Consider the following 26508-nt stretch of genomic DNA (forward strand, 5'->3'; position numbering starts at 1 on the left):
AAAATCCTGTTTGTGATGGCTTAAAAGTTATATTTTTCAGTCTATTAGGGTGAGAAATAAAATGCCTGGGATAAGGGATACACCGGAGGTTACGAAATGCCGTTGTTAGATAGCTTCACTGTCGATCACACCCGTATGGAAGCCCCAGCAGTCCGTGTAGCCAAAACGATGAACACGCCGCATGGTGACGCGATTACCGTTTTTGATCTGCGCTTTTGTGTGCCAAACAAAGAAGTGATGCCGGAAAAAGGCATTCACACGCTGGAGCACCTGTTTGCCGGGTTCATGCGTAATCACCTTAACGGTAACGGCGTTGAGATCATCGACATCTCCCCGATGGGCTGCCGCACCGGCTTCTATATGAGCCTGATCGGTACGCCGGATGAGCAGCGCGTGGCGGATGCGTGGAAAGCGGCAATGGCAGACGTGCTGAAAGTTCAGGATCAGAATCAGATCCCGGAACTGAACGTGTACCAGTGTGGTACATATCAGATGCACTCCCTGGCGGAAGCGCAGGAAATTGCGCGCCATATTCTCGACCGCGACGTGCGCGTGAACAGCAATGATGAGCTGGCGCTGCCGAAAGAGAAGTTACAGGAATTGCACATTTAGTCTGGCAATGCCGAATAATCCGGTCGACATGATCGTACGGAAAACGCAGGCCCGGTAAGCGAAGCGGCACCGGGCAACAAAAAAGGGCCAATGGCCCTTTTTTTATATCGACAACTTAATGCGCGCCACCGCCGCCGCCCCCGGCGCCGAATGGCGGTCTGGCAAACCACACCAGGCCCAGCAGCACGAGAAATATCCCCGCCGAGATCCAGAATATCTCGTTTGCCGAGATTATCAGCCCCTGATTGGTTATCTGCTGCGCCAGCCAGCCAGAAGCCTGCTGTTGCGACATGCCCATTCCCTCAAGCTGATTGTACATCGCCTGAGCATCCGGGTTATACGGCGTGACATACTCCGTTAACTGCGCATGGTGCAGCGATTCCCGGTTGGTCCACAGAGTGGTGGTAATGGATGTCCCGATAGAGCCTGCCAGCGTACGCGTAAAGTTCGACAAACTCGATGCCGCCGCCAGACGCTCAGGCGGCAAACCGGAGAGCGTAATGGTCGTTAGCGGCATAAAGAAGCATGCCACCGCGAAGCCCTGGATAAACTGCGGCCAGGCCGATGCGCCGAAATCCATCCCCGGCTCGAAGGTGTAAGCGCGCCAGTAGAAGCAGACCGCATACATAATAAAGCTGAAGGTGACCAGACGACGCATATCAAGTTTATGCGCAAAGCGACCGATAATCGGTGACAGAATCACCGGTATCACGCCCACCGGCGCAGAAGCCAGCCCCGCCCACGTCGCGGTATAGCCGTAAACTTCCTGCAAAAGCTGCGGTAGCAGAACGATCGCGCCGAAGTAGAGCATATACGCCAGGCTGATACACAAACAGCCGATGGTAAAGTTTCGCGACTTGAAGAGTGAGAGATCGACTATCGGATTATCGTCCGTCAGCTCCCAGACAATCAGGAAGCTTAGCGACACCACCGCCACAATAGTCAGTACGATGATCTCGGTGGAGTTGAACCAGTCGAGTTCTTTCCCCTGGTCGAGCATGACCTGCAAACTGCCGATACCCAGCACCAACAGTGCAAGACCAATACCGTCGATGCGACGTTGCTCAGTGCGCGTTTCACGCCCACGCAGTGCCTGAAGGCTCATCAGCACCACCACGATACCAATCGGCACGTTGATGAAGAAAATCCAGCCCCAATGATAGTTATCGCTGATATAGCCGCCGAGAATTGGCCCGCAAATCGGTGCAACAATCACGGTCATCGACCACAGCGCTAATGCGATAGAGCGTTTAGCAGGCGGATAGTTGCTGAGTAACAGACTTTGCGACAGCGGGATCAGTGGCCCGGCAACAATCCCCTGAATCACGCGGAAGAAGATAAGCATGCCCAGACTGTTGGAAACGCCGCAGGCCCACGACGCGATAGCGAAGGCCACGGTAGACCACAGGAACAGCTTCACCTCGCCGACACGCTTCGCCAGCCACCCGGTAATCGGAATGGAGATGGCGTTCGCGACGCCGAACGAGGTGATAACCCAGGTCCCCTGGCTCAATGATGAGCCAAGGTTACCGGCGATCGTCGGGATCGCCACGTTTGCGATGGTGGAGTCCAGCACCTGCATGAAAGTCGCAAGCGACAACGCAATGGTCATGATGACCAGTTGCGCGCCTTCCAGCGGTTTTTGCTGTTGCATTACACTCACCCCGGGATCAGTTGGCGTTGGCCTGCACGATGTCGTTGATCAGCTTGTTGACCGGATCGAGACTGATTTCACGCGCATTACTTTCGTAAGCCGGGCTGGTACGCACCTGACTTGCCAGGATCTGACCGTCGCGGTTCGAAGTATCGACTTTCACCAGCGTGGAGAGGCCAATACGTAGCGGATGCTCCGCCAACTGTTTCTCATCCAGCTCAACACGAACCGGCAGACGCTGAACCACTTTGATCCAGTTACCGGTGGCGTTTTGTGCAGGCAGCAGCGAGAAGGCACTACCGGTGCCCATATCGAGGCCGACTACTTTGCCGTGATATTCCACGTCGTCGCCATAAATATCAGAGATAACGGTAACCGGCTGGCCAATACGCATGTGCGCCAGTTGCGTCTCTTTGAAGTTCGCATCGACCCACAGGTTATTCGCCGGAACGACGGCCATCAGCGCAGTGGTTGGGCTAATCTGCGCGCCAGGCTGTACCTGACGACGAGATACATAACCGGTCATCGGGCTGACGATTTGGGTTCGTTGCAGAGCGAGCCAGGCATTACGCACTTCTGTCGCCGCCTGTTTCACCGTCGGCTGGTCTTCGAGCTTCGTCCCCAGAATAATCGCCTGGTTGGCGTTATATTGCTGGATAGCGACGTCGAGTTGCGCCTGCGCGCTGGCAACCGCATCGCGCGCGTGTTGCAGCTCTTCGCGGCCAATCAGGTTGGCGCTACCCAGCGGAATACGGCGATTTAAGTCTGTCTGCGCCTGAGCCAGTGCGGTTTTTTTCACGTCGATGCTCGCCTGCAATTGCTTGCTGTTGATCATCGTTTGACGCATCTGGCGCACGGTAGAGGCCAGTGCGGTTTGCGCTTTTTCGAAGGCCTGCTGTGCATCGGTCTGATCGAGCGTAACCAGCACATCGCCTTTTTGCACAAAGTCGGTGTTATCGGCCCAGACTTTCGTCACGCTGCCGGACACCTGCGCCATAATTTGTACCTGGTTCCCTGCCACGTAGGCGTCATCGGTTTCTTCAAAATGACGCAGTACTAAAAACCAGTAAATCCCATATGCCACAGCAATAATGACAAAGAGCAAGGTCAACAGCACCAGGGCGCGCTTACGCGTGCCTTTCTTGTTGGCCGGTTGCTGCGGGGTTTGAGTCTCCGCATTTGCGCTCATGTTATTCTCCACGATCTTATTATTTCACATCGGCTGAGCCGACCTGTTTATCAGAAAGGCCAGCAGAGGGGAATCTGCTGGCCTATCAGTTTCTGTTATCAATCAGGATAATTGAGCGATATCCGGACTTAGCGCAGTGCCTCAAGGACAACGCCATCTTCATCCATCTGATCCAGACGGGTGAGGAGCTTCCGGGTGATATGCTCAAGCTGGTCTTTTTCAGCCGCGCTTAAAGAAGACCAGAGTTGGTGTAAGCAATGATGTTGCGGAGGCAGAACCTCACGCAGGAATTGATGACCTTTATCGGTAAGCTGCAGGTGCAGGCAACGACGATCGTTATCGCTTTCGCGACGCTCGATCCAGCCGCGTTTTTCCAGCTCATCGGCGATACGGGTTGCATTGGTACGAGACGAGCCCAGCGCGCAGCTCAGCTCAGAAGGCTGAATGCTGTGATTTTCCTGAGACTCCAGCGTAATTAACGCCATAAATAATGTCTCGTTAATCCCCTGAGCTTTCAGCATCTTATTGCGGTTGTCCAGCAGCTTGCCCTGCATGTGCATGCATAGACGAGTCAGAAGAATTTCCTGAAACGGAAAATCTTCATGGCGGCTGGCGCGAAATTTTAGCATTTGTTCAATGGGCGTAAACGAACTATCCATTTGGGCATAACCTCATTAATTTCAGCCGATATAGTAACGACGGTGACAAATAAAGTAAATGAATTATTGATTCGAATTTATATGACGAATCTATCAAAGTGAAAATCGGGCCGTTCCGCAGCCCGAGTCAGCAGTGCAGGGCGTTACTCCTGCGGTTGGTGTCGGTAGCCGCGCCACCACACCAACAGATTGAGCAGCGTAATGCATGCGCCAACCAGACAAACCCCATTCCAGCCTGCATGTTGCCAGGCGGAAGCGGAAATCAGCGACCCGGCCGCGCCGCCGATGAAATAGCAGGTCATGTAACCTGCCGTCAGACGGTTACGCGCATCGGGATGCACGCGATAAATCACCGTCTGATTTGTGATATGTACACCCTGAACCATCAGGTCGAGTAGCAGAATACCAACGATCAGCGCCGCCACGGAGACCTGCCCGTACCAGATAGCCAGCCAGGAGAGCAGCAGCGCCAGCAGGCTTACTGTGGTGGTCAGATGCGCTTTACCTTTATCAGCCAGCGTACCCACCGGACGCGCGCCTAACGCGCCGGCCGCACCCACCAGGCCGAACAGACCAATGGTACCTTCGGAGAAGTGATAGGGGGCGCCTGCGAGCAGGAAGGCCATGGATGTCCAGAGAATGCTGAAGCTGGCGAAGGTCAGGCACCCCAGCAGAGCGCGAGTGCGAAGAAGTTTGTTATGGGCAAACAGATGGTAAATTGAGCCAAGAATGCGCGGATAGCTCAGGTGATTGTCCTGTTTGAGCTTCGGTAAACCCCGCCACAGCGCCAGTGCCAGAATCACCATTAATACGCTGGCGACCCAGAACACGGTGCGCCAGCCGCCGAGGTTTGCCAGTAACCCGGCAACGGTGCGCGCCAGCAGGATCCCAAGCAGAAGACCGCTCATCACCGTACCGACCACTTTGCCGCGTTTTTCCGGGGCGGCGAGGGTAGCCGCCATAGGGACTAACAGCTGCGCCACGACTGAAAAGAGCCCGGTCAGCGCGGTGCCCAGAATCATCATTCCCAATGAAGTACTGCTGGCCGTGATCAGCATTCCGCCAGCGGCGAGCAGCGTCATCACGACAATCAAGCGTCGGCGCTCAAACATATCGCCGAGCGGTACCAGGAACAGCAGCCCGGCAGCATAGCCAAGCTGTGCAGCCGTGACGATAAAGCCTGCCTGGCTGGCGCTCAGGGAAAACGCGCGGGCAATGGCTTCCAGCAGCGGCTGCGCATAATAGTTGCTGGCGACGGCAAGCCCGGTGGCGACAGACATCAGGACAATCAGCGCGGGACTCAGCCCGTGTGAGGTTTTGGTCATTGGGGTAAATTATTTTCGTGGTGATTATTATTGATGTTACCAATAATAACGGATGCAGGGGGAATTAAGTGAAATGAATGGTGGCGAGACGTGCGGTTTCTGTGGGGAGGCCCCTCATCCTACCCCTCTCCCACAGGGAGAGGGGACTGAGTGTGCATATCTGCACGTCCTGCACCGGTTTTCTCCCTCTCCCTGTGGGAGAGGGCAGGGGTGAGGGTGTTATTTCTGCGCCGCCAGCGCCTCTTTTACCCAGCCATCAAACTGCGCCTGGTGAGCTTTGATCCAGCCATCAACATGACCCTGAATATCCCCTTCCGATGCTTTGCCTTCATGCATCATCGAGTTCTGGGCGTTAATGTCAGCAACCGGCAGTTTCATAATAGAGAACAGTTTTGCCGCCGCCGGGTTTTTCTCAGCCCAGACTTTGTTGGCAACAATGTGCATGGTGCTGACCGGGAAGCCATAGTTCGCGCCGTTCGGCAGTTTGGTATCGATGTCTTTCTGCACGCCTGGCAGGGAAGAGAACGGCACCTGCAGCCATACCACATCTTTACCCGGCTTCATCACGTCGCTCACCCAATAAGGCGTCCAGGTGTAATACAGCACCGGTTTGCCTTCTTTATAACGGGTAATGGTATCGGCCATCATCGCCGCATAGTTACCCTGGTTGTGGTTAACGGTTTTGGTCAGGCCGTAGGCATCCAGTTGATGGTTAATGGCCGCTTCACAACCCCAGCCTGGGTTACAGCCAGTTAAATCAGCTTTGCCGTCACCATTGCTGTCGAACAGTTTGGCGATTTTCGGATCTTTAAGCTGCTCAATATTGGTGATGTGATACTGATCGGCGGTTTTTTTGTCGATCAGATAACCCTGAGCCGCACCGTTCACAAATACGCCTTCACGGTAGAATTTCTTGTCGCCACCGGCAGCGGCATACATATCGTCATGCAGCGGCTGCCAGTTGACGGCGGTGAAAGTGGAATCGCCAGATGCCAGTGAAGTGTAAGCAACGTTGTAGTCAACTTCATCGGGCTTATTGACGGTATAGCCCAGTTTTTCCAGCGCGCGGCTGACCAGCAGGGTCTGGAAGGTTTCTTCGGTGATGGTGCTTTGAATTGGCTGTACGGTAACGCCTTTGCCCGGTAAGTCCGCCGCAAAGGTGCTGGTGGAAACAAGGGTGGCGAAGGCTGTGGCTAACATTACGCTATGTCGCATCGTTGTTCCTTTTTTATGATGAGTAAAGTTTGCAGAGCCCGGCGCGTGATGCGCCGGGTAAAAACAGGATTACTTGCTGAAAGGACGGGTCAGCAGACCCAGAGGGCCGATGGTGTACCAGCGGCGGTTGCCACGACTGCGGGAATCGCGGCCAACGGCTTGTGTCAGGCGGTCGAGGATAATCGCCAGAATAACGATCCCGACGCCGCCTACGGTGGCGAGGCCCATATCAAGACGGCCAATACCGCGCAGAACCATCTGGCCCAGGCCGCCCACGGCGATCATCGAGGCGATAACCACCATCGACAGCGCCAGCATCAGCGTCTGGTTCACACCCGCCATAATAGTCGGCATCGCCAACGGGAGCTGGACTTTAAACAGCATCTGACGCGGGCTGGCGCCGAATGAGCGCGACGCTTCAATCAGATCCTCAGGCACCTGGTTAATCCCAAGAATAGTCAGACGTACAATGGGCGGCAGGGCGAAGATAATTGTCACCACGACACCCGGTACGTTACCGATACCGAACAGCATCACGATAGGCACCAGATACACAAATGCTGGCGTGGTCTGCATGGCATCCAGCAATGGGCGAATGATCTTCGACGCCCGTGGGCTTCGCGCCAGCCATATCCCCAACGGTAGTCCGATGATGATACAGAACAGCAGCGCCGTCAGAACCAGTGCCAGGGTAATCATCGCCTGTGACCAGGCACCAATTGCGCCAATGGCAATCAGCGATACCAACGTGGCGATCCCCATGCCGAGGCTCGACATCTGCCAGGCAATCAGGGCGAAAACGAGAATCGCGACGGGCGCAGGCATCCCCAGCAGCAGTTGCTGGAATGCGCTGAGAATGTAATCAATCGGAACACGAATGCCCTGGAACAGCGGGCGGAAGTGCAGCACCACCCAGTCAATGCCATGCGTTACCCAACTGTCCAGCGGGATCAGCGTCTTATGGAACGGATCCAGAATATTGAAATGCTCTGGCTGTGGCGCGGGGGCGCTGGTCAGCCAGTCTGCGCCGCCACCGCCGTCGGCAGGCGCGCTGCCCCAGGCGTCGGCGGATTGTGCGGCATTATCGGCCGCCGGTGCGGTATCCCACGGATTGGTTTGATCAGCCATTGTTTGTCACCTCGCGATCTAAAGCCTGAAGAAGCATGCGTTTAGAAATAACGCCAACGTACTGTTGCTCTTCGCCAACAACCGGGACCGCACACGGGGCCTGGCCGACATGAGAGAGCAATTCGCTGAGCGGTGTTTCTGCGTCAACCACTAATGGCGGATCTAACAAGGCGCTTTCAATTCCCTGACCTGCACTCAGGGCAGCTTTCAGCGTGTCAATTGAGACAATTCCAACAAACTTATTTCCGCGCTCGATGACATAACCATATTCACGGTCATCATCCTGCAATAATTTCAGGGCAGAACGCGGGCCGAATCCTGGCGTTTTTCTGATAATTCCAGCCGGGCTACGGCGGGCAATATCTTTCGCGCTAAATACCTGGCTGATATCGACACCACGGAAGAAGGTGCGCACATAATCATTCGCCGGATTATTGAGAATTTCATCCGGTGTGCCAACCTGTACCACTTCGCCATTTTGCATAATAGCGATGCGATCGCCAATTCGCATGGCTTCGTCGAGATCGTGAGAAATAAAGACGATAGTCCGCTGATGTTTGGCCTGTAATTTTACCAGCTCATCCTGCATTTCCGTTCGAATTAATGGGTCGAGCGCCGAGAAGGCTTCATCCATTAATAAGATATCAGGGTTGATAGCCAGCGCACGGGCTAAACCAACACGCTGACGCATACCGCCAGAGAGTTCATCCGGGTAAGAGTGAGCATAATTTTCCAGCCCGACCTGACGCAGCGCGTCCAGGGCTTTCTCCTGACGCTCGGCGGTTGGAATACCCGCCAGTTCCATACCAAAAGCGGCGTTATCGACCACGGTCATATGCGGCATCAGGGCGAACGACTGGAAGACCATCGCGATTTTCTTTCTGCGCACCTCACGAAGCTCGGCGTCGGAGATTTTGGCGATGTCTACGCCGTCAATCAGCACCTGCCCGCGGGTTGGTTCAATCAGGCGATTGAGAAGGCGTACCATGGTTGATTTACCGGAACCGGATAATCCCATGATGACAAATATCTCGCCTTCTTCAATGGCCAGACTGGCGTCTTTAACGCCAAGCGATAATCCTGTTTTCTCCAGAATTTGTTCTTTGCTGAGGCCTTTTTCAATATATTTGAATGCGCGCTGTGGATGCTCACCAAATACTTTATAAAGATTCTTAACTTCTAATTTAATTGCCATGCAATAATAGAATTCCCGTTATTTATTTATATCAATATGATTCCTGATGGAAATAATTACACGGGTATACCCTAACATACTGAGATTCTATGACAACCCTTGGGAGGATTCTGCTTGCCGAAATGAGAAGGGTGAATTGCCGGGGCTTCCCATGATATAAGGGCTGAGAGCGATTTAAATTTTTATGATATTTTTGCGTTTCCCCACCGCAAATTTCACCTGAAAGCGATACATTCAGGTGAAAGGGTGTGATAAATAACAGTGTAGTAGACCTAAGAAAATTTGTGTGATTAATTGCGCTATTCGCAAAATAATCCGGTAAAAAATGAGGGTTATTTTTACCGGATGAGGTTACTAAAAATCCCAATCGTCGTCGGTGGTTTCGACCGCTTTTCCCATCACATAAGAGGAACCTGAGCCGGAGAAAAAGTCGTGGTTTTCATCGGCATTAGGAGAGAGCGCGGCGAGAATTGCCGGGTTAACCTCAGCCATTTCTGGCGGGAATAACGCCTCGTAACCGAGGTTCATCAGTGCCTTATTGGCGTTGTAGCAGAGAAACGCTTTTACCTCATCAACCCAACCGCTGTCGGCATACAGTGCTTCGGTGTAGGTCAGTTCGTTGTCATAGAGATCCATCAGCAAATCGAAGGCAAAATCTTTCAATGCTTCACGCTCGGCCTCGCTGACTTTCTCGAGCCCTTTCTGATACTTATAGCCAATATAGTAACCGTGTACCGCTTCATCGCGAATAATCAGGCGGATAAGGTCTGCGGTATTGGTGAGCTTGCCGCGGCTCGACCAGTACATGGGCAACCAAAAGCCGGAATAGAAGAGAAATGATTCCAGAAACACGCTGGCAATTTTCTTCTTCAGCGGTTCATCGGCCTGATAGCGCGCCAGCATCAGGTGTGCTTTTTTCTGCAATGGCGCGTTTTCTTCGCTCCAGGCGTAAGCGGCATCCACATCTTTGGTCTGGCACAGCGTGGAGAAAATCGAACTGTAGGAGCGGGCGTGCACCGCCTCCATAAAGCTGATATTGGACATTACGGCTTCTTCATGCGGCGTGAGTGAATCCGGCATCAACGATGGCGCGCCCACCGTATTCTGAATCGTATCCAGCAGCGTCAGACCGGTAAATACGCGGATGGTTAATTGCTGCTGGGTGGGCGTCAGCCCCTGCCACGCGGGGATATCATTGGATAGCGGCACTTTTTCCGGTAGCCAGAAGTTACTGGTCAGACGGTTCCAGACCTCAAGATCTTTATCGTCCTGAATTTTGTTCCAGTTGACGGCGCTGACGTGCGATAAACGGTTCATCCTTTTCTCCTTACAGCGCGCAGGACACGCAGCCTTCAATTTCGGTGCCTTCCAGCGCAAGCTGGCGCAGGCGAATGTAGTAGAGGGTTTTGATACCTTTCTTCCAGGCGTAAATTTGCGCTTTATTGATATCGCGCGTGGTGGCGGTATCGGGGAAGAACAGCGTTAAGGACAACCCCTGATCGACATGACGCGTCGCCTCGGCGTAAGTGTCGATGATTTTCTCCGGGCCAATCTCGTACGCATCCTGATAGAGCGCCAGATTGTCGTTGTTCATAAACGGCGCAGGGTAGTAAACACGCCCGGTTTTGCCCTCTTTGCGAATCTCCACCTTCGAAACGATTGGGTGAATGCTTGAGGTGGCGTGGTTGATATAGGAAATCGACCCGGTCGGCGGCACCGCCTGCAAATTCTGGTTATAGATGCCGTAGCACATCACCGCTTCGCGCAGTTGTCGCCAGTTTTCATGGCTCGGTAAGGTAATGCCTGAGCGCTGGAAGAGGACGCGGACTCGCGCGTGTTTTGGCTGCCAGTCACCTTCCAGATATTGTGCAAAATACTCGCCGCTGGCATAGCGTGATTGCTCAAACCCGGCGAAGCGTTGCCCACGCTCGCGCGCCAGCAGCATTGAGGTATGCAGGGCATGCCAGGTGACGGTATAGAAATAGAGGTTGGTAAATTCCAGCGCTTCCGGGCTACCGTAGGCGATGCCTTCCCGCGCCAGATAACCATGCAAATTCATCTGCCCAAGCCCGATGGCGTGTGAGGCGGCGTTACCCGCCTCAATCGATGGCACCGAACGGATATGGCTCATATCAGACACCGCCGTCAGCCCGCGAATGGCGGTGGCGATGGTCAGGCCAAAGTTGGGTGAGTCCATGGTGTGCGCGATGTTCAGCGAGCCGAGATTACAGGAGATATCATGCCCGGTGGCGGCATAATCGAGATTCTCATCGTAGGTCGACGCACTGTTAACCTGCAAAATTTCCGAGCACAGGTTGCTCATGTTGATGCGCCCGGCAATCGGGTTTGCACGGTTCACCGTATCTTCATACATGATGTACGGATAGCCGGATTCAAACTGGATCTCCGCCAGCGTCTGGAAGAAATCACGCGCATTAATATATTTTTTGCGTACGCGCGTGTCCGCTTCCAGCTCGGCATACATTTCGCTAATGCCGATATCGCCAAACGGTTTGCCGTACAGACGTTCGATATCATAGGGCGAAAAGAGCGCCATTTCGGCATTCTCTTTCGCTAACTGGAACGTGATATCCGGGATCACCACGCCAAGCGAGAGCGTTTTAATGCGAATTTTTTCGTCAGCATTTTCCCGCTTGGTATCAAGGAAGCGCAAAATGTCCGGGTGATGCGCATGTAAGTAAACGGCGCCCGCGCCCTGACGCGCACCGAGTTGATTGGCGTAGGAGAAGGCATCCTCCAGCATTTTCATTACCGGGATCACGCCGGATGACTGATTCTCGATACGCTTAATCGGCGCACCGGATTCACGTAAATTCGACAGTAAAAAGGCCACGCCGCCGCCGCGTTTTGAAAGCTGTAATGCTGAGTTCACCGCACGGCCGATAGACTCCATATTGTCTTCTATACGCAGCAGGAAGCAGGAAACCAGCTCGCCGCGTTGCTGTTTTCCGCAGTTGAGGAAGGTCGGCGTCGCGGGCTGGAAACGACCGGAAAGCATCTCATCAGTAAGCTGGCAGGCCAGCGCTTCGTCGCCCTGAGCGAGGGTTAATGCCACCATACAAACGCGGTCGGCGAAGTGCTCCAGATAGCGTTTGCCGTCGAAGGTTTTCAATGCATAACTGGTGTAAAACTTCCATGCGCCGAGGAAGGTCTGGAAACGAAAACCGCTGGCGTGCGCGTGTTTGATAAGCGCAGTGACAAACGCGGGGGGATAACGTTTAAGCACGGCATCATCGTAATAGCCTTCAACGACCAGCCAGCGCAGACGCTCGTCTGCGTCATTAAACGTGACGCTATTCGGCTGAACATGGGCGACCATAAACGCATCTACAGCTTCGCTGTCCTTTTCAAACTGAATCTGCCCGTTCCGGTCATACAGATTCAGCATCGCGTTAAGCGCATGATAGTCAGGCACGGCCTGGGTTACACGTTCTGCGGTTGTCGTTGCCAAAATTCGCTCACTCCTTTTCGCACTGTATCAATATCGTGTTGCGTGCCCATCAGCTCAAAGCGGTAGAGCCAGGGAACGTGGCATTTTTCAGCGATCACCGCGCCCGCGCGGCCATAAGCGTCGCCAAAGTTTCGGTTTCCTGCGGCAATCACGCCACGGATTAACGCCCGATTCTGCGGGTCGTTTAAGAAGTGGATCACCTGACGCGGAACAGCGCCCGCCGTACCGCCGCCGCCATAGCTGGGAACCACCAGAATGTACGGCGCCTCGACCTGAATACGCTCCCGCTCATTGAGTGGAATGCGTATCGCGGGCAGCCCGAGACGCACCATAAAGCGGTGCGTGTTCTCAGAGCTGCTGGAGAAGTAGACGAGGCGGCTCATGCGTGGGCGGCAATGGCATCGGGGCGCAGGCGATTGATCATATCCGGGCGGAAGCCGGACCAGCGGGTTTCCCCTGCGATCACCACCGGAAGCTGACGAAATCCCTGTTCACGCAGGGTATCGGCCATTTCAGGGTGCTGGTCGAGATTCACCATCTCGAAATCATAGCCACGGCTCTCCATTGCCCGTTTAGTGGCGTGGCACTGGATGCAGTTATCACGAGTGTAAATAGTAATGCGCATGATTCGTATTTCCATTTAAAATGACAATAGGGCGCAGTTAAGAGCGTCAGTCCGGGAGTGGTTACCTGAGAGGAATACTAGATGTAGTTATTAAAAACTTCAACCATACAATATATGGATGTTTGAACAAAAAAAGCCCCCAGCGCGCAACGCGTTGGGGGCCGGGGATGTTTGTGTAAAAATTACATGCGCATAGCGATGGCCAGGCGGTTAAAGGCGTTCATCAGGCTGATGGCGAAGGTCAGGTCGCTGATTTGTTCGGCGCTAAAGTGCGAGAGCAGAGGTTGATAGACGCTATCTTCCGCGTGATATTCGGCGATGTGCGTCACATCTTCCGCCCAGGCCAGTGCCGCGGCTTCCGCTTCAGTGAAGTGATTACTTACTCTCCAGCCAGCCAGCGCGTCCAGTTTGCTCTGATCCACACCCGCTTTGCGCAGGGCTTTACTGTGCATTTCAAGGCAGAAGGCGCAGCCGTTAATCTGCGAAACGCGCAGGTAGACGAGCTCCAGCAAAGCGCGATCCAGCGAACTCTTTTCCAGAGCCTGGCTTGCCTGAACCATGGCTTTGTACACCTCAGGGCTTAATTCATTATAGGGTTGGCGCAGCAGGGTCATATTGTCTCTCCTCATCGTTGATGCAACAAAAATAGCACTATAATGGTCTGCATCAGATAGCCATATAATGAGTAAAAAAGCAGACCATGATGCAAAGTGATGGCCCACGCTATCGGCATATAGCCAGGCAACTGAAAACCGCGATTGAGGAAGGCAAATTAACGGCAGGCAGACGGCTGCCGTCCAGCAGGGTTTATGCGCAGGAACTGGGCGTATCTCGCGCCACGGTAGAAAATGCGTATGGCGAGCTGGTGGCACAGGGTTGGCTTGAGCGGCGCGGCCAGGCCGGAACGTTTGTCAGTGAACACCTCACGCTCAAACCGGCGATGGCGGAGCCAACCTGGTTTGGCGGCGAAGAACCGCATCCGCAACCTTTTCAGCTTGGGCTGCCTGCGCTGGATCTCTTTCCACGCGCTTTATGGGCCAGGGTGATGGGGCGGCGATTGCGTACGCAGACGCGCTTTGACCTGGCGCTGGGCGATGTGTGTGGCGAGATGTTGCTGCGCCAGGCGATTGTCGAGTATCTGCGACTGTCGCGTAGCATTGAGTGCCAGCCGGAACAGGTTTTTATTACGTCGGGCTATGCGGCGTCGATGAGTCTGATTTTACGCGCGCTTGCGGGGCGTGGGCAGGGAATGTGGGTGGAAGACCCCGGCTTTCCGTTGATTCGCCCGGTGATTGCGCAGGAAGGCGTGAACATGTACCCGATACCGGTGGACAATGAAGGGATGGATGTGGAGTGGGCACTTACTAATGCACCTGAAGCCCGTTTCGCGCTGCTGACACCTGCGCATCAAAGTCCGTTGGGTGTCGCGCTCTCACTGCCGCGTCGCCGCCAACTTCTGGACTGGGCTGCACGTCAACAAGCCTGGATCATTGAAGATGATTACGACAGTGAGTTCCGCTATCAGGGAAAGCCGCTGCCACCGCTCAAAAGCCTGGACGCGCCGCAACGCGTCATTTACGCCGGTACCTTCAGCAAAGCGATGTTTCCGGCGCTGCGCACTGCCTGGCTGGTGGTGCCTGTGCCGCTGGTGGCGCAGTTTCGCCGCCACGTACAAAAAATTGCCTGCCCGGTACCGCTTCTGTGGCAGCAAACGTTGGGTGATTTTATCCATGAGGGTCACTTCTGGCGGCATCTGAAGAAGATGCGCGTGCATTACGCCGAGCGGCGGCGCTGGCTGGAGGAGGCGTTACAGACGCACGGTTTTGACGTGGTGGCGCAGCAAGGGGGCATTCAACTGGTGGTGAATATTTCCGGTGACGATAGGTTACAGGCGCGGCGGGCACGCGATGCCGGACTGGCCGTACAGGCGCTGAACGACTGGCGGATTAACGGTGACGGGACACCAGGACTCATCATGAGTTTTACTAATATTACGTCGCAGGCGATGGCAAACGAGCAGGTTTCAGCGTTAAAGCTGGCTTTAAATTAAAAACCCCGGCGTAAAAGCCGGGGTACAGACGCGTAGCCGTTCAGAAGCGTTTTCTGATACGACGCATTTATTATCTTCACTGTTTCACTGCAATTATCGACGCAAACTTAATAATGCGCCAACAAATATCCCAACCGCAGCAACCGCGCCTAAGCTCTGCCAGGGTTTTTCGCGCACGTAGGTGCTGGCGCAGTTCAGGTAATCGCAGGCAGCCTGCTGGGAACGGCTGCGGCCATGCAATCTGGCGCGGGACTCTTTCAGCAGCGCCTGTGCTTTACGACGCGCGGCGTCAGCTTCACCTTTTGCATCGCTACCCCAGCTTTTCAGTACATCCTCAAGACTATCGGCTAACTGATTGACTTGATCCTGAATATCCTGCGTCTCATCAACTACGTCATTGCGGCCAAATCGATTAGGCATGTGCTTCTCCTTTTTAAGTGGGGACGGAATTAAGTGTAGGCAAAAAAACTCTTCTTTGGGGCGAATCACAGTGAATCGATGCGTTTGTGGATTTTTCTGAAAGCGAGGTTAATGCTGATTACTGTAAGGTGGCGATGCAGTAAAAGATGACGAGGAAAAAATAATGTATTTACGACCTGATGAGGTGGCGCGCGTTCTTGAAAAAGTGGGCTTCACTGTGGATGTGGTAACCCAAAAAGCCTACGGCTATCGTCGTGGCGAGAATTATGTTTATGTGAATCGTGAAGCGCGGATGGGACGCACGGCGTTGATTATCCATCCGGCGTTAAAAGAGCGTAGTAATTCGTTAGCAGAACCGGCTTCTGAAATCAAAACCTGCGATCACTACCATCAATTTCCCCTCTATTTAGGTGGAGATGAACAGCAGCATTACGGAATTCCACATGGCTTCAGCTCGCGTATCGCGCTGGAGCGGTACCTGAACGGTTTATTTGGCGAGTTTCATTAATCGAGCGACTGGCATTCGCCAGTCGCTGTGCATTATGCCTTTGCCTGACTGTACTGGCTGACACGGAAAAGACGGCGGCAGAAATCGAGGAAATAGCCGTACACCGCCCCCATCACCATTGAAACCACGATATTCGAACTTACGGCGGCGGCAATCTGATGCCAGTCTGCGCCGATTGTCAGCAGAATAATCACATAGACCGGCGACTGGAACGTGACATACGCCAGCGTATCGGCAAGGTTTTTCATCCAGCCTGCCGGGCTGATACGGCGCGCCTGACGCATAATTGCATCGCGGTAAACACCATAAGGCCATGCAATAATAATGTTAACCGGCACCGCTAACAGACGAGAAGAAAGCGACTGCTCAAAGGTCATTCCGGAGAGAAAAATTTCAATCATCATGTTCACGACGGAACAGTAGACAACCATGGCGAAAGTGTCTGCTGCTGCGTGACGCAGGCGTGACTGCGCAGAGAACATCGGTATGCTCCTCGAAAAGTTACGAAAACCGTCATTATTAGGGGGTTAAAGGCGTTTTGGGTTGCCTTTGTTGATGTGTATAGATTATCTGTCTAGGTTAAAACTAACAACTAGTGAAATATTTTTATTTAAAGCCTTTTTGTCAATAAAATACTCTGCCGGTAAGCGATTTTACCCATTGGCATTATTTTTTAAATATTAGTTGTTGTTTTTTATTTTAAATCAATTGGTTATGTTTTTTTCTCTCACTGTATAGCGTGAAACGGTTAGGCACTGTTGGAGCCGCTAAGGCAGAGATTAGGTGTAAAAGTGTGAACCTGGTCGATTTTGGTGTTTTTTATGCCATTAATCCGGATTTCGTAGCAGTTAGTTCTGATGATGTGATGTTGTGATTATGCACTGATAGTGGGTGATTATTCATATTGCTGTTTTGTTAACAAAACGTTGTGCAGCACGGCTAATACGCATTGCTTCGGGGTATATTAATTTATAATCTGATTGCTCTATTTAAATATAATGATAGAGCTCAATGAAGATATATTCATTAATATTCGGGCGGTAGCAATATATTCTTAAATACAATATAATTAGCACTGTCGTAATGTATTTTGTTTTGAATAAGGAATTTTTTAGCTCTATGTCTGTTATGTTACAAAAATTGAATAACATCCGTTCTTTGCGTGCAATGGCGCGAGATTTCTCCATTGACGTTCTTGAAGAAATGCTGGAAAAATTCAGGACCGTCACTGAAGAAAAGAGAAATGAAGAGCAGTTAGCGATGCAGCAACGCGCTGAACAGCAAGAAAAAATTAATACCTGGCTGGAGTTAATGCAGGCCGATGGTATTTCGCCGGAAGAACTGGCAGATATGAAAGCGGCGATTGCCGCCGCACCGAAAAAACGTGCATCGCGTCCGGCGAAATATCGCTTTACGGATTTTAATGGTGAAGTAAAAACCTGGACTGGCCAGGGGCGTACGCCGAAACCTATCGCGCAGGCGCTGGCTAACGGTAAATCACTGGATGATTTTCTAATCTAAATGAATGAACAAAGCGGTGAGAAGAGTCTCACCGCACAATTTTTTAGCACACGCCAAAATCACCTTCTTCAGTATAGGGCGTAACGTCTTCCAGCTTCAGGGTATATTTCTCTCCCTGCTCATTACTTGCCTGTACCGCTACAATATGATCGTTGTGCGCTTCCAGAACTTTGAGTTTTGGCCCACCCATTTTCGGTTGTACAAAATCACCTGGTGAATACATCGCGATACTCCTGCTCTACTTGTTGACGTTACCTAAGATTATGCTGATGTAACGAAATAGTAAATGCGGAGTCGGGACTTCCTTAACGACGGTTCCACGGCATGATGGCTAATAGCCTGGCCATACCACAAAAACCGCTGATTCCCGCGAAAGTGAGGCCCGCACCGACAAAGGCGCTCAACAGAAAGAATGCCTCTGATACCGTGTAACCCAAAACGCAGCCCAGGAGAATCAATCCTCCGGCCGCAATTTGCACCTGCCGCATAAGCGGTAATGGCTGCTTTTTATCTTCTACCGTTTCCAGCCCGGCCGCTTTCCACGCCTGAATGCCGCCTTCCAGCACCTTTACCTTAGCCGGCGCAGCGGCGGCAACCAGGCGGGTGAGATTGTTGCGAGTGCGGTTTCCGGACTGACAATGAAAGATAACCACGTCATCGGCGTTCACTGGCAGCGAGGCTCCCTGCTCAATGGCGCTTAATGGGAAGGGTTGAGCCTGGGCAATATGCTCGCGGGCAAATTCATCCGCATCGCGGATATCAACCAGCTTTGCGCCTTCATTAAGCTGCATTAGCACCTGCTGGGGGGAAATCATCTCTGTTGTCATTATCCTGGTTCCTTATGCAGGGGTATTCCCATCTTAATGTATATACAGATAAATAACGAGCGAAGGAGCCATCATCTATAGGGGGTTAATAATTAATAACAATAGTAAAATAAGCATGGTTTGAATTTGAACTCTTAGGAGGATCATGATTTAGCCACATTATAGGTATGGTTAATATTCCTTATGGGAATATTCTTACTTAATGTAAATATTGAAAGCTTGTGGATGAATATTTTTCACGCAAAAGATCAATTTTATGTTAACTGCCACTTCTTATTGAACGGTATGTTAATTTTAATGATGTATCGTGTTATTCCATAAATGGCAAGTATTACCCTTAATTTAACACATCGTTTTATTTTAACGATTAAATTAGAAATGTTTTAATTTGGCAACGCGCAGGCTACATAATTTGTTGTTGCAAATCGTGCTGTTGTCGATATTATTTATTCGCAGACCTAATATGTTTATCGGGTCTGACGCTCAAAAAAAGTCGATATTGTTCAGTTGAGAAAACTGAGATAAAGACTGTGCAAAATATCCTACCGATGGAACGACGATTAACTTCAACACGGAAGAACTGGCGATATCGCCTGGCATTTTTTGCTTCGCGTATACCGCATTGGATAGCCGTCAAAGAAGAGAGATATAAAATGAAATCGCAGTTCCGTATTATGGCCGTTGTTATCGCGGCTCTGGCATCAGGTACCACGCTTTCCGCTATTGCCAACGACATGACCACTACCGTGCCCGCGGCTGATGGTGCTCAGGGCGCAGGTGGGCAGGTGAAATTTACCGGGGAAATTACTGACGCCGCGTGTGATATCGATGCCAACAGTACCAATCAGGTGGTTGATCTGGGTAAGTGGGCAAGCAGCTACTTTAAAGCAACCGGTACGGAAACCACCAAAACGCCTTTCCATATTAATGTGAAAGATTGCCCGTCTTCAGTGAGCAAAGTTTCTGTACTGTTCGATGGCACGCATGATGCCAATGAGAGCGATCTACTGGCGATCAATGGTGATGCGAAAGGCGTCGGTATTAAGCTGATTGAAGCGGATGAAACCACGCAGGTTAAGCTGGGGACGATCTCCAAAGCGTATCCGATTGATGCCGGTAGCAATGGCGAGGCCGGTACCGCCGATCTATTGTTCTACGCTGACTATCGCGCCACCGCCGATAAAGTTACGGCAGGTAACGCTGACGGCGTAACCAACTTCGAAATGGTTTACAACTAAGTCGAATCTGAGCAGGGGTTTTCTCCTGCTCATTCCTCAGTTCTCGTTTCCCCTGACAAATGAATGCTATTTATGAAACGTATTATCGCTGGCGTTGCTCTTTCATTTTTATTGGTTACTGCTGCTAAGGCGGGCGTCGTCGTGGGGGGAACCCGCGTAATCTATGAGGAAGGGAAGCGAGAAGCCTCTATTTCAGTCACGAATGCCGATACCCACACGCCATATTTGGTGCAATCCTGGGCTGAGAATTTTAACGAAAATGATAAACGCCCGGTGCCCTTTATTGTGACGCCACCGCTGTTCCGTCTCGATCCTGAAAAAAGAAATATGCTGCGTATTAGCTTTACCGGGATGGAATTGCCGCATGACCGGGAGTCCGTATTCTGGTTGAACGTGAAAACGATTTCGCCGTCCCAGAAAGGGGATGTGAATAAGTTACAGGTAAATATTAAATCTAAATTCAAGATTTTTTATCGCCCTGCCGATTTAGCGGGCGATCCGAGTAAAGCATGGCAGCAGTTGCAATTTCACACAGCGGGTAATCATTTAGTGGTAAATAACCCGACCCCCTATTATGTGTCGTTATTTTCCGTTTCTGTTGCGGGAAAAGAGGTCGATGAGCCGGGAATGGTTGCGCCCATGTCGTCTTTAACGTGGCCGATTAGCGGTTCAGGGACGGTGAAATGGCGTGCGATTAATGATTTCGGCGGCATTACTGACGTTGCGCAGCAGTAATGTGCCAGTTCCCCCGCAGCCCTCTGTATAAGCCGACCGGCCCGTTACTGCTGCTGGCGACGGTGCCAACCGCACTGTTTCTGCTGTGCCATTACCGTCTGGCGCTGGCCGATGACTATTTCGACCCGGCTGCGCTGGAGGTGACGGATCCTCAGCAGAAAACCGCCGATCTCCACTATTTCGAAAAAAATGGCGGCCAGCAGCCCGGTACGTACCCGGTAGCTATCTGGGTGAACAACCAGCAGGTCGGGCAGGGGAATGTGACCTTTGTTGAGGACAATGGCACCCTGCAACCGCAGCTGACAGCAGCGCAATTGGCGGAATTCGGGGTCAATGTCAGCGCCTTTTCTGCTTTTAATCAACTGCATGACGGCGAAACCTTTACCCAAATCAGTCGTTATATCCCTGATGCCAGCAGTGCGTTCGATTTTAGCGAGCAGCGGCTGAATCTCAGTATTCCGCAGGCGGCAATGAACCTGCAAAGCCGCGGCTACGTTGACCCGGCTCGTTGGGATGACGGCGTACCCACAGCCTTTGTGAATTACAACCTGACCGGGGCACAATCGCGTTATCGCGACGGCGAACACAACTCCAACTATTTAAGTTTACGCAGCGGCATGAACATGGGCGCGTGGCGGCTGCGCAACGTTTCGTCGATGCAATACGATAAAAAAAGCCACTGGCGCTCACAAAGCACCTATTTGCAGCGTGATGTGAAGTCTTTGAGAAGCCTGCTGCGTGTGGGGGATACCTATACCTCGGGCGATATTTTCGATAGCGTGCAGTTTCGCGGGGCGCAGCTCTCCTCGGATGACGAGATGCTCCCGGACAGCATGCGCGGCTTTGCGCCGGTGATCCGCGGGATGGCTCACAGCAACGCTAAAGTGACCGTTTCGCAGCATGGCTATGTGATTTATGAGACCTATGTTGCACCAGGGGCGTTTGCTCTGAAAGATCTCTATCCTACCGCGCAAAGTGGCGATCTTGAGGTCACGGTAAAAGAGAGTGATGGTTCCGAGCGCACGTTTACTCAACCTTATTCCGCCATTCCCTTTATGCTGCGCGAGGGGCGACTGAAGTACAGCGTCAGCGCAGGCCATTACCATTCAGGTCTCGACGGGAATCGTTCCCCGCAGTTTATTCAGTCGACGTTGTTTTACGGGCTACCGGCGAGTTTGACTCTCTACGCCGGCAGCCAGTTGGCGCAAGATTATCAAGCCTGGGCGGGCGGCGTGGGGCACGGTTTTGGCGATTTCGGATCGTTGGGCGCGGATGTGACCTGGGCGAATACGCGCACGCCTTCCGGTAAACGTTATTCCGGTCACTCCGTCCGCGTGCAGTACCAAAAAGATGTGAATTTGACCGGTACAACCTTTAACCTTGCCAGCTATCGCTACTCATCCAGCGGGTTTTATGACTTCAGCGAAGCCAATGCGCTGGAGAGTGAAAATGGCCTGGTGGATAACAAGCGTAGTCGCGAAGAGATCTCAATTTCGCAGCCCCTTGGCGGCAGCACCAGCCTGACGGCATCTGCCTATTCGCAGCGATACTGGCGCACCGGGCGTCACGATGAAACCGTGCATTTGGGGTTTTATAACACCTGGCAGGGCCTTTCGTGGGGCGTGGGCTACTACTACACCAAATCTTCCGCAGAGAATAAATCGGATCGTTCATTGTCGTTCAACGTCACGATCCCGCTCGGCCAGTGGTTACCAAACAGCTCGGTGAGTTATAACACCACGTCAGATAACAACGGTTATACCTCGCAGCAGGTTTCGTTGTACGGCTCGGTGCCGGAAAATCAAAATCTCTACTACACCGTCCAGCAGGGTTACGGCAATAACGGCCAGGGCGCGAACAGCAGCGTTGCGCTTGATTATCGCGGAGGTTACGGCAGCACTCAGCTTGGTTATCGCCACGATAAGCAGAGTAACCAGTTGACCTGGGGCGCATCGGGCTCGATTGTCGCCCATCCCCACGGGATTACGTTTGGGCAGAGTACGGGCGATAGCTTTGCGATTGTTCGCGCGCCAGGAGCCTCGGACGTGGCTATCCAGAATGGGACGAACGTGCATACGGACTGGCGCGGCTACGCGGTGGTGCCAACTTTAACGGCGTATCGCAAAAACTACATTACCCTCGACACCGAGTCGTTAAAAGATGACACCGACGTCGATCTTCAGGGTCAGACAGTGATCCCCGGCGGCGGTGCGGTAGTAATGGCGAATTATCAAACGCATATCGGTAACCGCGTTCTGTTTACTCTCAACGATAACCATGGGCCACTGCCTTTCGGTGCCACCGCGCAGGTACGCAAAACCAGCGACGACGAGGCGACCCCAGCCAGCGGTATTGTTGCCGAACAGGGGCAGGTGTATCTGAGCGGCGTACCAGAAGAAGGCACGCTGGAGGCACAATGGCAAACCGATAACATCTCGCACCACTGTACGCTGCACTTCCATATTTCCAGTAACCCACAGCAGAATCCGGTGAAAACTGTCACCGGCCTTTGCTTATAAGAGAGGGCGATATGCGACATCGTGACTGCGCGCTGTTTTTCATTTTTCTGCTGATTGCCGGTTTTTATAGCCACGCTTCGCACGCTGAAACCTGCATGGCGAGCGTCGGGCAGATGACGCTGAATACCCAGAATTTAACCTACCTTCCCACTCTGCCTGTGAACTCGCAAATGACTAACCAGATGGCAGATAACGGCAATGGGATCCACTTTACCTGTGACTTGCAGGCACCGCTGGAAAACTGGAAACGCATTGTTTATCAACAAAAAGACACGACCGGTGCCGGGACGGTGATTAACGGTCATCACGTGTTTGCCTCAAAACTGAATGGCGTGAGCTACTCGGCAGGATTCCAGTGTAACGGTGGGCCGATTCGCTATATCGGCGACAGCGCGGCCCCGGCAGGTGGTGAGTCGGTAACGGTATGTGACAGTGATGAACTGCCGGATCTGCTCGGTGAACGCGAACCCATCGTCAAGATGTATATCACTTTCTATAAAACCGGTGAGGTAACGATGAGCGGCGGCAACCACGCCAACGTTGAATCGCAGCCGCATTTTGGGGAACTCTATATTGAGGATCGCACTGCCAGCGGGCCCAGTGTGAAAAGCAACCCGGTATCGATTGATCTGGCGGCGCTTAACGTCGATATCGGTGCCAGCGGTAGCTGTCAGGTCAGCACCTCCAGCATTCAGGTTAATCTGGGATCTGTTAATCGCGCCGAATTTAAGGGCAAAGGGCTGACGGCAGGCTCTGCCCGGTCGTTTGATATTCCGGTTTATTGCTCGGCACCCAGCGATGTCAGAGTAGGCTTTTTCGGGATCCTGGCCGCCAGCGATTCCCCCGACACGCTGGCATTGACGAAAAGTAGCGATATGGCAACGGGGGTTGGCGTTAAGCTGACTTATGGCAACAATGCTGCCTCTGCGCCTTCACCCGGCACGTCCGTCAAAATTAACCAGGCGACTAATCTGCCCATTCTCAAGCATGTGACGGCGGCAAATGCGGGGAATGCGGAGAACGTGAATTTTTCGGCGCAGTATGTTCAGACGGAAGGTAGCGTAACTGCAGGGGAAGCGAACAGTATTGTGACGTTTGCGCTGGTGTATAACTGAGTTGTTAGCCAGCAAAATACCGCAGCTCCAATCTATTGCAGATAACCGGTAGGCCGGATAAGCGCAGCGCATCCGGCATAAGCACCAAAGCAAAAAGGCCGCGAAGCGGCCTTTTTATCACGCTGAGAAATTACTCAGTCACTTTATTTTTCAGCGACTCAGCACCTTCTTTGGTTTTATTCCAGCCTTTCTCGGTACCTTCTTTGGTTTTGTTCCAGGCTTTTTGCGAGCCTTCGCTCACTTTGCTCCCGGTGCTGTCTGCTTTACCTTCAGCAGCATGTTTAGATTTCAGCTTCAGCTCTTCGCCTTCATGCTGCGCCTGATGCAGCTTTTCTTTGGCGGTATTGGCATTCTCATGCGCCGCAGCAACGGTATCGTCCGTTGCATGAGTGGTTGCGGCAAAAACAGGAGAAGCCAGCAGCAGGGCAGATAATGCGATCATTGTTTTTTTCATAATATCCTCATCTATCGTTATGGCTGTATGAGCTGTATTCAGCATGGCAGAGCGAAACGGGAGATGCATTAGGAATAAACTGTATTTGGATCAGGATGTTCTGCATTGAGTTATTCTGGTAGTGAAAAATCATCGATAAATTATGGTTAATAAATCATTCATCTGGCTGCGTTAATCCATGAAAAAACGTGTGATTGCAGGCATATTTTACGCGCCGCCTCAGATTCAGGATTTACTGAATTATGTATTCAACAAATCAGTAAAATAATCTTTCTTGCAGACTTCCCGGTTCAATTCGTAGGGAGCCCGGATGCAATAAAATTCCAGGCTCCAATATCAGACGCTATTTTTCCGCGATGATCGTCTCTCTGGGCAGACGCGTATCGTGACAGTTTTGATAGCGTGCAGGCCAGATCACCGAAGGATGCAGGTCAAGCGCATTAGCAATGAGCCACTCGCCCTTGGGCCATGGTCGATTCAGCGTATTGGCTAACGTAGAGGAGGCCAGCCCGGCTTCGCGGGATACGCGCGCCAGATTGGTACCGCGCTTGCGCAGTGCGGCGATGATGTCGGCGGGGTGCCAGTTTTGTGGGGGCATTTATTCATCCTTGATACTTTAAAAACATGAATTATCCCGTTTTGGGATAAAAGAGTAAATCGCTGATATTCGATTTTGGGATAAAAATCGAGAAAGAAACATGTCATCCATTTATTCTCAAGAATATCAGCTTGTTATAAGCGCGTTACGGAATGCGCGCCTTGAGCAAGGATTAACACAGACGACTCTTGCAAGAGCATTAGGTAAGCCCCAGTCATTTATTGCCAAGGTTGAGAATGGAGAGCGCAGGCTGGACGTGGTTGAGTTCATCCATTTAGCAAAATTGCTTTCGATTGATCCGGCTACGGTTATCAAAAAAGTTATGGCTCTGAGTAATTAATACGTGATGATCAATAAAATTTGTTATGGCTTACTGGCCATATCATTCATTGCCAGCTTCTGGTTTTTACATCCCGTATGGGCGTGGTTTTTGCTGGTCAATGTTTTGACCTTTTTCATCTACGGTGCCGATAAATTTGCGGCTCGTCGAAGCTGGCAGCGAGTACCCGAAAGAACGCTATTGATGTATGGCCTGGTGGGTGGATGGCCCGGCGGGTTAGCCGCTCAGCAGTTGTTCAGGCATAAAACACAGAAGCAGCCGTTCAAACGCTGGTTTGTCGCAAGCGTGGTGGTGAATGTCGTGGTGCTGGTGGGGGCGGTTTATGGGATGGGGTATTGGTGGGGGTAGGGCGGGTTTGTGCCAATAGCAGACATTCTTTATACGAGTGAATTTAATTATAATTACTTAAAGTTGGACTAGCTTGTTCAGGGGTTTAACACGTGGTTAAATATGGGCTGACGTTAAAATAAGCGTTAGGCTACTCTGAAATTTATCAGTCGTCACGGAGACATTATGAGAATTCCAACTAGTCGTAACCCTAGGTTGATGTCGAGCCTCAACCCAAACCTGACGAACAGTATCAACCCTCAACTAACTAGCAGTATTAACCCAAAGCTGACGTCAAGCATCAACCCAAAACTGACCTCAAGTATCAATCCTGCGCTTACATCTAGCATAAACCCTAAGTTGAACAGTTCAATCAACTACAAGCTCACGTCGAGCAGGAATCCAAATCTCACGTCAAGCATCAATCCTAAGCTAACCTCATCGATCAACCCAAATATATCGTCTAATATTCCTGGATTATATTTATTTGATCTAGCACTAAATGCGGTAGGGTTTACAGTGTCGCCAACTCCGTACTATTGGTTGTTATTCGATCCACTCTGTCAATTTACTGGTATTGCTGTTAATTGTCGGAAGAATTTTTTCATTGAATTTGATCTGGATAATAATTTTGTTGGATTCTTTGTTTACGCCAAAGACCAAAGCTGGTTGCAGTTCAACATAAATAACGACTGGGTGGGGCTGACTACATAATATTAATAGTACGCGTCAGAATTCAATTTATAAAAACATGGCTTTCCCGCTCTATACGGTGTGTATTC

The 26508-nt window shown here is 51.8% G+C and carries 28 protein-coding genes; 10 read left to right on the forward strand and 18 right to left on the reverse strand.

Going from position 1 to position 26508, the window contains the following annotated elements; all coding sequences use genetic code 11:
* Nucleotides 1-96 precede the first annotated feature (96 nt).
* Nucleotides 97-612 (forward strand): S-ribosylhomocysteine lyase, encoded by a 516-nt coding sequence (gene luxS / locus ACOXYR_RS03665; RefSeq protein WP_108476425.1) that lies wholly within the window; start codon nucleotides 97-99, stop codon nucleotides 610-612.
* 115 nt (nucleotides 613-727) lie between these two features.
* Here the strand turns inward: luxS and emrB are convergent, their stop codons facing one another.
* The 12 genes from emrB to ACOXYR_RS03725 all read right to left on the reverse strand — a co-directional run bounded on the left by emrB (nucleotide 728) and on the right by ACOXYR_RS03725 (nucleotide 13688).
* Nucleotides 728-2266, reverse strand: a complete 1539-nt coding sequence (emrB, locus tag ACOXYR_RS03670) for a multidrug efflux MFS transporter permease subunit EmrB (protein WP_015963309.1) — start codon at nucleotides 2264-2266, stop codon at nucleotides 728-730.
* A 16-nt stretch (nucleotides 2267-2282) separates the two neighbouring features.
* The gene (gene emrA / locus ACOXYR_RS03675; protein WP_421356612.1) at nucleotides 2283-3455 is read right to left on the reverse strand and encodes a multidrug efflux MFS transporter periplasmic adaptor subunit EmrA; all 1173 of its coding nucleotides are present in this window, start codon (nucleotides 3453-3455) and stop codon (nucleotides 2283-2285) included.
* A gap of 128 nt (nucleotides 3456-3583) precedes the next feature.
* A complete protein-coding gene (mprA, locus tag ACOXYR_RS03680; protein ID WP_015963311.1) occupies nucleotides 3584-4114 on the reverse strand; it encodes a transcriptional repressor MprA in 531 nt (176 codons plus the stop codon).
* A 143-nt stretch (nucleotides 4115-4257) separates the two neighbouring features.
* A complete protein-coding gene (locus tag ACOXYR_RS03685) occupies nucleotides 4258-5439 on the reverse strand; it encodes an MFS transporter (protein ID WP_421356613.1) in 1182 nt (393 codons plus the stop codon).
* 219 nt (nucleotides 5440-5658) lie between these two features.
* Nucleotides 5659-6654 (reverse strand): glycine betaine/L-proline ABC transporter substrate-binding protein ProX, encoded by a 996-nt coding sequence (gene proX / locus ACOXYR_RS03690; protein ID WP_108476428.1) that lies wholly within the window; start codon nucleotides 6652-6654, stop codon nucleotides 5659-5661.
* Between the two features lie 69 nt (nucleotides 6655-6723).
* Nucleotides 6724-7782: a glycine betaine/L-proline ABC transporter permease ProW gene (gene proW, locus ACOXYR_RS03695; RefSeq protein WP_421356614.1), complete on the reverse strand. Its 1059-nt coding sequence runs from the start codon at nucleotides 7780-7782 to the stop codon at nucleotides 6724-6726.
* Complete coding sequence (gene proV, locus ACOXYR_RS03700; RefSeq protein ID WP_015963315.1) at nucleotides 7775-8977, reverse strand: glycine betaine/L-proline ABC transporter ATP-binding protein ProV; 1203 nt, start codon at nucleotides 8975-8977, stop codon at nucleotides 7775-7777. The genes proW and proV overlap by 8 nt, the downstream gene beginning before the upstream one ends.
* A 354-nt stretch (nucleotides 8978-9331) precedes the next feature.
* Nucleotides 9332-10294: a class 1b ribonucleoside-diphosphate reductase subunit beta gene (gene nrdF / locus ACOXYR_RS03705; protein ID WP_421356615.1), complete on the reverse strand. Its 963-nt coding sequence runs from the start codon at nucleotides 10292-10294 to the stop codon at nucleotides 9332-9334.
* Nucleotides 10295-10304: 10 nt separating this feature from the next.
* Nucleotides 10305-12449 carry a class 1b ribonucleoside-diphosphate reductase subunit alpha gene (nrdE, locus tag ACOXYR_RS03710; RefSeq protein WP_421356616.1) on the reverse strand — a complete coding sequence of 715 codons (2145 nt, stop codon included), beginning with the start codon at nucleotides 12447-12449 and terminating at the stop codon, nucleotides 10305-10307.
* Nucleotides 12422-12832, reverse strand: coding sequence for a class Ib ribonucleoside-diphosphate reductase assembly flavoprotein NrdI (gene nrdI, locus ACOXYR_RS03715; protein WP_421356617.1), 411 nt, complete (start codon nucleotides 12830-12832; stop codon nucleotides 12422-12424). Before nrdI ends, nrdE begins: the two co-directional genes overlap by 28 nt.
* Nucleotides 12829-13074, reverse strand: a complete 246-nt coding sequence (nrdH, locus tag ACOXYR_RS03720) for a glutaredoxin-like protein NrdH (RefSeq protein ID WP_108476433.1) — start codon at nucleotides 13072-13074, stop codon at nucleotides 12829-12831. The genes nrdI and nrdH overlap by 4 nt, the downstream gene beginning before the upstream one ends.
* A 182-nt stretch (nucleotides 13075-13256) precedes the next feature.
* Nucleotides 13257-13688 carry a carboxymuconolactone decarboxylase family protein gene (locus ACOXYR_RS03725; protein WP_421356618.1) on the reverse strand — a complete coding sequence of 144 codons (432 nt, stop codon included), beginning with the start codon at nucleotides 13686-13688 and terminating at the stop codon, nucleotides 13257-13259.
* A gap of 89 nt (nucleotides 13689-13777) precedes the next feature.
* On the opposite strand from ACOXYR_RS03725, the gene pdxR reads away from it, so the two are divergent.
* A complete protein-coding gene (gene pdxR, locus ACOXYR_RS03730) occupies nucleotides 13778-15124 on the forward strand; it encodes a MocR-like pyridoxine biosynthesis transcription factor PdxR (RefSeq protein WP_421356626.1) in 1347 nt (448 codons plus the stop codon).
* 93 nt (nucleotides 15125-15217) lie between these two features.
* Here the strand turns inward: pdxR and ACOXYR_RS03735 are convergent, their stop codons facing one another.
* Nucleotides 15218-15544, reverse strand: coding sequence for a DUF883 family protein (locus ACOXYR_RS03735; protein ID WP_015963322.1), 327 nt, complete (start codon nucleotides 15542-15544; stop codon nucleotides 15218-15220).
* 163 nt (nucleotides 15545-15707) lie between these two features.
* On the opposite strand from ACOXYR_RS03735, the gene ACOXYR_RS03740 reads away from it, so the two are divergent.
* On the forward strand, nucleotides 15708-16052 hold the full coding sequence (locus tag ACOXYR_RS03740) for a DUF2002 family protein (RefSeq protein ID WP_108476436.1): 345 nt from the start codon (nucleotides 15708-15710) through the stop codon (nucleotides 16050-16052).
* Between the two features lie 32 nt (nucleotides 16053-16084).
* On the opposite strand, the gene alaE is transcribed toward ACOXYR_RS03740, so the two are convergent.
* Nucleotides 16085-16534: an L-alanine exporter AlaE gene (alaE, locus tag ACOXYR_RS03745; RefSeq protein WP_108476437.1), complete on the reverse strand. Its 450-nt coding sequence runs from the start codon at nucleotides 16532-16534 to the stop codon at nucleotides 16085-16087.
* Between the two features lie 637 nt (nucleotides 16535-17171).
* Between alaE and stpA the strand changes: the two genes are divergently transcribed.
* A complete protein-coding gene (gene stpA, locus ACOXYR_RS03750; protein WP_113857648.1) occupies nucleotides 17172-17573 on the forward strand; it encodes a DNA-binding protein StpA in 402 nt (133 codons plus the stop codon).
* A 43-nt stretch (nucleotides 17574-17616) separates the two neighbouring features.
* Here stpA and ACOXYR_RS03755 read toward each other — a convergent pair whose 3' ends face one another.
* Nucleotides 17617-17796: a hypothetical protein gene (locus ACOXYR_RS03755; RefSeq protein ID WP_113857647.1), complete on the reverse strand. Its 180-nt coding sequence runs from the start codon at nucleotides 17794-17796 to the stop codon at nucleotides 17617-17619.
* Between the two features lie 82 nt (nucleotides 17797-17878).
* A complete protein-coding gene (locus ACOXYR_RS03760; protein WP_421356619.1) occupies nucleotides 17879-18400 on the reverse strand; it encodes a rhodanese family protein in 522 nt (173 codons plus the stop codon).
* Between the two features lie 653 nt (nucleotides 18401-19053).
* Here ACOXYR_RS03760 and ACOXYR_RS03765 point away from each other — a divergent pair.
* The 4 genes from ACOXYR_RS03765 to ACOXYR_RS03780 all read left to right on the forward strand — a co-directional run bounded on the left by ACOXYR_RS03765 (nucleotide 19054) and on the right by ACOXYR_RS03780 (nucleotide 24007).
* Nucleotides 19054-19638: a fimbrial protein gene (locus ACOXYR_RS03765; RefSeq protein ID WP_108477008.1), complete on the forward strand. Its 585-nt coding sequence runs from the start codon at nucleotides 19054-19056 to the stop codon at nucleotides 19636-19638.
* Between the two features lie 72 nt (nucleotides 19639-19710).
* Nucleotides 19711-20373 carry a fimbrial biogenesis chaperone gene (locus ACOXYR_RS03770; protein WP_350436004.1) on the forward strand — a complete coding sequence of 221 codons (663 nt, stop codon included), beginning with the start codon at nucleotides 19711-19713 and terminating at the stop codon, nucleotides 20371-20373.
* A complete protein-coding gene (locus ACOXYR_RS03775) occupies nucleotides 20373-22892 on the forward strand; it encodes a fimbria/pilus outer membrane usher protein (protein ID WP_421356620.1) in 2520 nt (839 codons plus the stop codon). The genes ACOXYR_RS03770 and ACOXYR_RS03775 overlap by 1 nt, the downstream gene beginning before the upstream one ends.
* Before the next feature lie 11 nt (nucleotides 22893-22903).
* Nucleotides 22904-24007 carry a fimbrial protein gene (locus ACOXYR_RS03780; protein ID WP_421356621.1) on the forward strand — a complete coding sequence of 368 codons (1104 nt, stop codon included), beginning with the start codon at nucleotides 22904-22906 and terminating at the stop codon, nucleotides 24005-24007.
* A gap of 130 nt (nucleotides 24008-24137) precedes the next feature.
* Here ACOXYR_RS03780 and ACOXYR_RS03785 read toward each other — a convergent pair whose 3' ends face one another.
* Complete coding sequence (locus tag ACOXYR_RS03785) at nucleotides 24138-24461, reverse strand: hypothetical protein (protein ID WP_421356622.1); 324 nt, start codon at nucleotides 24459-24461, stop codon at nucleotides 24138-24140.
* 343 nt (nucleotides 24462-24804) lie between these two features.
* A complete protein-coding gene (locus tag ACOXYR_RS03790) occupies nucleotides 24805-25059 on the reverse strand; it encodes a helix-turn-helix domain-containing protein (protein ID WP_108477013.1) in 255 nt (84 codons plus the stop codon).
* 100 nt (nucleotides 25060-25159) lie between these two features.
* Between ACOXYR_RS03790 and ACOXYR_RS03795 the strand changes: the two genes are divergently transcribed.
* Nucleotides 25160-25399 carry a helix-turn-helix domain-containing protein gene (locus ACOXYR_RS03795; protein ID WP_108477014.1) on the forward strand — a complete coding sequence of 80 codons (240 nt, stop codon included), beginning with the start codon at nucleotides 25160-25162 and terminating at the stop codon, nucleotides 25397-25399.
* Between the two features lie 3 nt (nucleotides 25400-25402).
* On the forward strand, nucleotides 25403-25747 hold the full coding sequence (locus ACOXYR_RS03800) for a DUF1294 domain-containing protein (protein WP_421356623.1): 345 nt from the start codon (nucleotides 25403-25405) through the stop codon (nucleotides 25745-25747).
* Nucleotides 25748-26508: the final 761 nt, after the last annotated feature.

Source organism: Pseudocitrobacter faecalis (assembly GCF_965231525.1).
Lineage (GTDB): Bacteria > Pseudomonadota > Gammaproteobacteria > Enterobacterales > Enterobacteriaceae > Pseudocitrobacter > Pseudocitrobacter faecalis.

Bases quoted from the DNA above. Each gene is read 5' to 3' on its own strand.
- luxS (WP_108476425.1), top strand. From the start codon at position 97: ATGCCGTTGTTAGATAGCTTCACTGTCGATCACACCCGTATGGAAGCC.
- emrB (WP_015963309.1), bottom strand. From the start codon at position 2,266: ATGCAACAGCAAAAACCGCTGGAAGGCGCGCAACTGGTCATCATGACC.
- emrA (WP_421356612.1), bottom strand. From the start codon at position 3,455: ATGAGCGCAAATGCGGAGACTCAAACCCCGCAGCAACCGGCCAACAAG.
- mprA (WP_015963311.1), bottom strand. From the start codon at position 4,114: ATGGATAGTTCGTTTACGCCCATTGAACAAATGCTAAAATTTCGCGCC.
- ACOXYR_RS03685 (WP_421356613.1), bottom strand. From the start codon at position 5,439: ATGACCAAAACCTCACACGGGCTGAGTCCCGCGCTGATTGTCCTGATG.
- proX (WP_108476428.1), bottom strand. From the start codon at position 6,654: ATGCGACATAGCGTAATGTTAGCCACAGCCTTCGCCACCCTTGTTTCC.
- proW (WP_421356614.1), bottom strand. From the start codon at position 7,782: ATGGCTGATCAAACCAATCCGTGGGATACCGCACCGGCGGCCGATAAT.
- proV (WP_015963315.1), bottom strand. From the start codon at position 8,977: ATGGCAATTAAATTAGAAGTTAAGAATCTTTATAAAGTATTTGGTGAG.
- nrdF (WP_421356615.1), bottom strand. From the start codon at position 10,294: ATGAACCGTTTATCGCACGTCAGCGCCGTCAACTGGAACAAAATTCAG.
- nrdI (WP_421356617.1), bottom strand. From the start codon at position 12,832: ATGAGCCGCCTCGTCTACTTCTCCAGCAGCTCTGAGAACACGCACCGC.
- nrdH (WP_108476433.1), bottom strand. From the start codon at position 13,074: ATGCGCATTACTATTTACACTCGTGATAACTGCATCCAGTGCCACGCC.
- ACOXYR_RS03725 (WP_421356618.1), bottom strand. From the start codon at position 13,688: ATGACCCTGCTGCGCCAACCCTATAATGAATTAAGCCCTGAGGTGTAC.
- pdxR (WP_421356626.1), top strand. From the start codon at position 13,778: ATGCAAAGTGATGGCCCACGCTATCGGCATATAGCCAGGCAACTGAAA.
- ACOXYR_RS03735 (WP_015963322.1), bottom strand. From the start codon at position 15,544: ATGCCTAATCGATTTGGCCGCAATGACGTAGTTGATGAGACGCAGGAT.
- ACOXYR_RS03740 (WP_108476436.1), top strand. From the start codon at position 15,708: ATGTATTTACGACCTGATGAGGTGGCGCGCGTTCTTGAAAAAGTGGGC.
- alaE (WP_108476437.1), bottom strand. From the start codon at position 16,534: ATGTTCTCTGCGCAGTCACGCCTGCGTCACGCAGCAGCAGACACTTTC.
- stpA (WP_113857648.1), top strand. From the start codon at position 17,172: ATGTCTGTTATGTTACAAAAATTGAATAACATCCGTTCTTTGCGTGCA.
- ACOXYR_RS03755 (WP_113857647.1), bottom strand. From the start codon at position 17,796: ATGTATTCACCAGGTGATTTTGTACAACCGAAAATGGGTGGGCCAAAA.
- ACOXYR_RS03760 (WP_421356619.1), bottom strand. From the start codon at position 18,400: ATGACAACAGAGATGATTTCCCCCCAGCAGGTGCTAATGCAGCTTAAT.
- ACOXYR_RS03765 (WP_108477008.1), top strand. From the start codon at position 19,054: ATGAAATCGCAGTTCCGTATTATGGCCGTTGTTATCGCGGCTCTGGCA.
- ACOXYR_RS03770 (WP_350436004.1), top strand. From the start codon at position 19,711: ATGAAACGTATTATCGCTGGCGTTGCTCTTTCATTTTTATTGGTTACT.
- ACOXYR_RS03775 (WP_421356620.1), top strand. From the start codon at position 20,373: ATGTGCCAGTTCCCCCGCAGCCCTCTGTATAAGCCGACCGGCCCGTTA.
- ACOXYR_RS03780 (WP_421356621.1), top strand. From the start codon at position 22,904: ATGCGACATCGTGACTGCGCGCTGTTTTTCATTTTTCTGCTGATTGCC.
- ACOXYR_RS03785 (WP_421356622.1), bottom strand. From the start codon at position 24,461: ATGAAAAAAACAATGATCGCATTATCTGCCCTGCTGCTGGCTTCTCCT.
- ACOXYR_RS03790 (WP_108477013.1), bottom strand. From the start codon at position 25,059: ATGCCCCCACAAAACTGGCACCCCGCCGACATCATCGCCGCACTGCGC.
- ACOXYR_RS03795 (WP_108477014.1), top strand. From the start codon at position 25,160: ATGTCATCCATTTATTCTCAAGAATATCAGCTTGTTATAAGCGCGTTA.